General features: G+C 64.5%; 6 protein-coding genes and 1 tRNA gene. 5 read left to right on the top strand and 2 right to left on the bottom strand.

Annotated elements, in window-relative coordinates; translation table 11 throughout:
• Positions 1–593 (bottom strand): 3-hydroxybutyrate dehydrogenase (locus B2W70_RS13405; RefSeq protein ID WP_286746390.1); only part of this gene is annotated, 593 nt, incomplete at its 3' end.
• A gap of 108 nt (positions 594–701) precedes the next feature.
• On the opposite strand from B2W70_RS13405, the gene B2W70_RS13400 reads away from it, so the two are divergent.
• The 4 genes from B2W70_RS13400 (at position 702) to phaR (ending at position 4744) form a co-directional block, all read left to right on the top strand.
• Entirely contained in the window at positions 702–1622 is a 921-nt protein-coding gene (locus B2W70_RS13400; protein WP_286746392.1) for an alpha/beta fold hydrolase, read from the top strand.
• On the top strand, positions 1619–3949 hold the full coding sequence (locus tag B2W70_RS13395; protein ID WP_286746388.1) for a RelA/SpoT family protein: 2331 nt from the start codon (positions 1619–1621) through the stop codon (positions 3947–3949). The genes B2W70_RS13400 and B2W70_RS13395 overlap by 4 nt, the downstream gene beginning before the upstream one ends.
• 21 nt (positions 3950–3970) lie before the next feature.
• A tRNA-Val gene (locus B2W70_RS13390) sits at positions 3971–4047 on the top strand.
• A gap of 112 nt (positions 4048–4159) precedes the next feature.
• On the top strand, positions 4160–4744 hold the full coding sequence (gene phaR, locus B2W70_RS13385; RefSeq protein WP_286746386.1) for a polyhydroxyalkanoate synthesis repressor PhaR: 585 nt from the start codon (positions 4160–4162) through the stop codon (positions 4742–4744).
• 6 nt (positions 4745–4750) lie between these two features.
• Here the strand turns inward: phaR and B2W70_RS13380 are convergent, their stop codons facing one another.
• Positions 4751–5368, bottom strand: a complete 618-nt coding sequence (locus tag B2W70_RS13380) for an arylesterase (protein WP_286746384.1) — start codon at positions 5366–5368, stop codon at positions 4751–4753.
• A gap of 46 nt (positions 5369–5414) precedes the next feature.
• Here B2W70_RS13380 and B2W70_RS13375 point away from each other — a divergent pair.
• On the top strand, positions 5415–5829 hold a 415-nt coding region (locus B2W70_RS13375), incomplete at its 3' end, for an ATP-binding cassette domain-containing protein (RefSeq protein ID WP_286746382.1).

Raw genomic sequence — 5829 nt, 5'->3', positions numbered from 1 at the left:
TCGATCTGCTTTTGCACCAGGGGCGTGAGCACCCAGCCCGGGCAGATGGCGTTGACCGTCACGCCCGTCTGCGCGGTTTCCAGCGCAGCGGCCTTGGTCAGGCCGACCAGGCCATGCTTGGCAGCCACGTAGGCCGACTTGCCGGCCGAAGCCACCAGGCCGTGCGCCGAGGCGATGTTGATGACACGGCCCCAGTTCTTCTTGCGCATGCCCGGGATGGCCAGGCGCATGGTGTGAAAAGCCGAGGTGAGGTTGATGGCGAGGATCGCGTCCCACTTCTCGACGGGGAAGTCCTCCACGTTGGCCACGTGCTGGATGCCGGCGTTGTTGACCACGATGTCGATGCCGCCGAACTCGGCCTGCCCGTAGGCGAACAAGGCCTCGATCTCGGCGGGCTTGCTCATGTCGGCACCGTGGTAGCCCACCTTGACGCCATGTGGTTGCCCAGCGGCCAGCACCGAGGCGCGTGGCGCGTCAACGTCGCCGAATCCGTTCAGAATGACGTTGGCGCCTTGGGCTGCCAGTCGTTCGGCGATGCCCAGACCGATCCCGCTGGTCGATCCGGTCACGAGGGCGGTTTTTCCATTCAACATCAGGGGCCTCCGGTGCACGAAGAGAAACACAATGTGGATCGGCCCATTATCTGACGACGCCACAAGATGACAACGCAACACCCCGCTGATCCCTCGGTCGAAACCGCTTTGGTGCAGCCGACGCTGCATCACGTTGTGTGCCCTGGCGCGAGCAAAACCGATGCCCAGACGCACCGCATGGCCTATTGGCGCTGGGGCAACCCGAGCAACCCGCGTGTGTTGTTCTGCGTGCACGGCTTGAGCCGGCAAGGGCGTGATTTCGACGTCCTGGCGGGCGCCTTGTCCGAGCACTACCAGGTGATCTGCCCAGACGTTGTGGGCCGAGGTCATTCCGACTGGCTGGCCGACCCGAAGGGCTATCAGGTGTTCTCGTACGTCGCCGACATGGTGGCGCTGGTGCAACAACTCCGTCTGGAGTTGGGCGCGCAAGCCCCCTTGGCGCTCGATTGGGTCGGCACGTCGATGGGAGGGCTGATCGGCCTGGGCTTCTCGTCGCTGCCGCCCGAGGCCAGCGGTGCACGCCTGCGCCGCTTCGTGCTCAACGACGTGGGCCCGCGCTTGCGCTTCGATGCCATCGTGCGCATCGGCGACTACCTGGGCAAGCCAATGCGTTTCAGCGCCGAGCAAGAAGCCGCCGACTACCTTTGGCGCATCTCCACCGGATTTGGCCCGCACACGCCCGAGCAGTGGCTGACGCTCAGCCGCCCGCTGCTGCGCCCGGCCGATGAGGGCGGCTATGAGCTGCATTACGACCCGGCCATCGCCGAGCCCTTTCGCAGCGTCACGGCCGAGCAGACCGAGGCAGGCGAGAAGGCCCTGTGGCAGGTCTACGACGGCCTGGCCAACATCCCATGCGAGACCCTGTTGATGCGCGGCGCCGACTCTGACCTGCTCGACCGCGCCACCGCGCTCGAGATGACCCAGCGTGGCCCCAAGGCCCGCCTGGTCGAGTTCGCTGGCGTGGGCCATGCGCCCACCTTGATCGCCCCCGACCAGGTCGAAACCATCCGGGGGTTCCTGCTGGCATGAAGACCGGATCCCTCGACATCGCGCGCGATGACGGGCTGCTCCATGCTGGCAGCCCGCACGCGCCCATCGTCGACCTTGCCGAGGTGGCAGGCACCTCCACGCCCGAAGCCCAGGCCGCAGGCGCCTCGGTCAACGAAGGCGGACTGGAGTTGCTGCGCCGAGCGCGTGCCTTCGCCGAGCCCTTGCTGTCGGGTCAGTCCTTCGACACCGGTGAAGACGCGCTCGTCCATGCCGACGGCGTGGGCGCCATCCTGCACGGCATCGGTGCCTCGCCATCGCTGCGCGCGGCCGCCTACCTGGTCTATGCCAGCGACTACCTGACCAACCCGCAGGACGTGTTGAGCCGCGCCTTCGGTGCGGACGCGGCGGCGCTGGTCGCCCACACCGTCAAGCTGGTGCAGGTGCAGCGCAACGCCCGCGACCTGATGGGCGACGAAACCGACGCGCCGCTGGACGCGGAACAGGTCGAGCGCATCCGCAAGATGCTGTTGGCTTTCTCGCGCGACCTGCGCGTGGTGCTGCTGCGCCTGGCCTCGCGCCTGCAGACCCTGCGCCACTACGCCGAGCGCAAGCTGCCATGCCCCAAGGCCCTGGCGCGCGAGTCGCTGCAGATCTTCGCGCCGCTGGCCAACCGCCTGGGCATCTGGCAGATCAAGTGGGAGCTCGAAGACCTGTCCTTCCGTTTCCTGCAGCCCGACACCTACCGCACCATCGCCAAAGCGCTGCATGAAAAGCGGCTCGAGCGCGAGCGCCACATCGAACAGGTGATGCAGCAGTTGCAAGCGGCATTGAGCGCTTCGGGCATCGATGCCCAGGTGCAAGGCCGTCCCAAGCACATCTACAGCATCTACAAAAAGATGCAGGGCAAGGCCCTGTCGCTCGACCGCGTCTTTGACTTGCGCGCCCTGCGCGTCATCGTGGGCGACGTTCATGCCTGCTACGCAGCGCTCAGTTGCGTGCACGAACTCTGGCAGCCCCTGCAAGACGAGTTCTCGGACTACATCGCGCGGCCCAAGTCCAATGGCTATCAATCGCTGCACACCATCGTGCTCGACGAGCAGGGCCGCTCGATCGAGGTGCAGATCCGAACCCAGGCCATGCACGAGCACGCCGAAAGTGGCGTGGCCGCGCACTGGGCCTACAAAGAGGCGGGCTCCAAGGGCTATGCCGGTGTGCAGGCCGCAGGTGACTTCGAATCACGCGTGGCCGAAGCGCGCAAGATGGTGCTGCGCCAGCTGCTGGCCTGGGAGCGCGACGTCGCCGAGTCCGGGCATGTGGGGCAAGGTGGGCACCCGAGCGCATCGCCAGGGCAGGGCCTCTTCGAAGACCGCATCTACGTCTTCACCCCCGGCGGCGACATCATCGACCTGCCGGCCGGCGCCACGCCCATCGACCTGGCTTACGTGCTGCACACCAACCTGGGCCACCGCTGCCGAGGCGCGCGGGTTGACGGCGCCATGGTGCCTTTGCAGACGCCATTGCAAAGCGGTCAGACCGTCGAGATCGTGTCGGCCAAGGAGGGCGGTCCTTCGATGGACTGGCTCAACAGCGAACTGGGTTACCTGCGCAGCCCTCGCTCGCGCGCCAAGGTCCGCGCCTGGTTCAACGCCTTGGCGCAGCAAGCCACCATCGCCCGAGGGCGCGAGGCCGTCGAAAAGTTGCTGCAGCGTGAAGGCAAAACGGCGATCAAGCTCGATGACCTGGCTTCGCAACTGGGTTTCCGATCTGCCGATGCCTTGTTCGACGTGGTCGGCAAAGACGAGTTCTCGCTGCGCAACATCGAGCAAGTGCTTCGTCCGGCCGAGCCTGCCCCCGACCCCGATGAGCTCATGCTGCAAAAGCTGGCGCGTGGCGATGTGGGGCAACCCGGCGGTGACGGCAAAGGTGTGCTCGTCGTCGGCCTTGACTCATTGCTCACCCAGCTGGCGCGCTGCTGCAAACCAGCGCCACCCGATCGCATCGGGGGCTACGTGACGCGCGGCAAAGGCGTGGCTGTGCACCGCGCCGATTGCAGCAACTTCCAGCACATGGCGCGCGAGCACAAGGAGCGCGTGATCCCCGTCACCTGGGGTCGTCAGGCCATGACAGAGAAGGCGCACTATGCGGTCGATGTCTCCATCGAAGCACTCGATCGCCCCGGCTTGATGCGCGATGTTTTCGACGTCTTTGCACAAGGCAAGATCACCGTGTTGTCCATGCACAACCACACCGTGCGCGAACACCTGCAGCTCACGCTCACGCTGCAAACGCCTGACAGCAGTCGCCTGAGCGGTTTGCTCCACAAGGTGTTGCAAATCCACGGCGTCTTGCGCGTTCGAAGAAAATAGTGCTAATATCTCGGTCTCGACAGGCGCATAGCTCAGTTGGTTAGAGCACCACCTTGACATGGTGGGGGTCGTTGGTTCGAATCCAATTGCGCCTACCAAAATACTGTCGACAAAGCCCCAGGCCACAAGCCTGGGGCTTTTTCTTTTATTCGCTCATCTTTTCCACTCCTACAATGGCCTGAGACCAGAGTCATGCATGAGGAGTCACGGATGAGCCCAGCCCCACGAAAAGCCCGCAGCGAAGCGCCTGAAGCCGAAGCGTCTGCGGGCGGTGTTGCGGGCGAGCCCACGGCAGCGGGCACCCGGATCATCAAGAAGTACCCGAACCGCCGCCTCTACGACACCCAGACCAGCAGCTACATCACGCTGTCCGATGTCAAGAACATGGTCATGGGTTGCGAGCAGTTCGTGGTGCGAGACGCCAAGAGTGGCGAAGACCTGACGCGCAGCATCCTGCTGCAGATCATCCTGGAAGAAGAGACGGCTGGTGTGCCGATGTTTTCGACCCAGGCGCTGGCTCAGATCATTCGCTTCTATGGCCACACCATGCAGGGCCTGATGGGCAACTACCTGGAAAACAACATCCAGTCGTTCATCGATCTGCAGTCCCGCCTGACCGAGAACTCGGTCAAGAACCTGCAGAACCCCCTGATGCAGAACCCGTTGATGCAGAACTTCCTGGGCGGCTACATGGAGCAGTCTCGCACCCTGTTCACGCAGATGCAGGAACAGATGAGCAAGCAGGCCGAGACACTGATGGGCAATCTGGGCGCTGGCCTGACGCCCAAGAAGTGAGCCAGCTCACAGCAGCGGTTTGAGCCCGCCCCAGACGTTGTCGAGCATCACGGGGTGGGCTTTTGCCTGGGGGTGGATGCCGTCTGCCTGGAACCACTCTCGCGCATCCGTTCGGTCGGCCACCCCTTTGAGCAGGAAGGGCACCAGCGCGACCTTGCGCTCTTGGGCCACGCGCGCAAACACCGCCGCGAAGTCTTCCGAATAGCGCTTGCCGTAGTTGGGCGGCACTTGCATGCCCACCAGCAGCACCTTGGCACCCGCAGCCTGTGCGGCCTTGGTCATGGCCTCTAGGTTGTCCTGGGTGGAGCGAACCGGGAAGCCGCGCAGCGCGTCATTGCCACCCAGCTCGATGACCACATGGGTGGGGCGTTGTTGCTGCAGCAGCGCGGGAAGTCGCGTTCTTCCGCCCGACGTGGTTTCGCCACTGATGCTGGCGTTGATGACCTGGGCCGCAATGCCCTGCTGGGTCAGTCGCGCCTCGAGCAAGGCCACCCAACCCGCACCTCGGGCCAAGCCGTACTCGGCCGACAGGCTGTCGCCCAGGATCAGCACCTTGCGGGCCGACGCCGACTGCCCTGACAGCGGTGCTGTCAACAACAAAAGACCGGCGGTCCACAAGACCATCCGGCGTCGCTTAAAGTGTTGGCGTTGCCCTTGCATGCTCGCTTTCATGACCGTCACGGCTCCTTCGCATCCTGCCACATCGCTTGCCGACTCCACCGTCAACGCGCCTTCCCCTGCCATCGTTGTCCGGGGGCTGAGCAAAGTTGTCGATGACGTCGGTGGCCCGCTCACCATCCTCGATGGCATCGAGCTCAGCGTGCCTAGGGGAGATTCGCTCGCCATCGTTGGCGCATCGGGTTCTGGCAAAAGCACCTTGTTGGCGCTGCTCGCTGGCCTGGATGTGCCCAGCCGTGGCGAGGTGTTGCTGGGAGGGCGCAACCTGTTCGACCTCGATGAAGACGCGCGCGCGGCCCATCGGGCAGCCCACGTCGGCTTCGTTTTCCAGAACTTCCAGTTGATCGCGCACCTGAGCGCCATCGAGAACGTCATGCTGCCCATGGAATTGCGTGGAGACCGGCTGG

Source organism: Aquabacterium sp. UBA2148 (assembly GCF_002328915.1).
In the GTDB taxonomy this organism is placed as follows: Bacteria; Pseudomonadota; Gammaproteobacteria; order Burkholderiales; family Burkholderiaceae_C; genus Aquabacterium; species Aquabacterium parvum.
The sequence above is the reverse complement of the archived record's forward strand: the minus strand, read 5'-3'. Positions and strand labels throughout refer to the sequence as shown.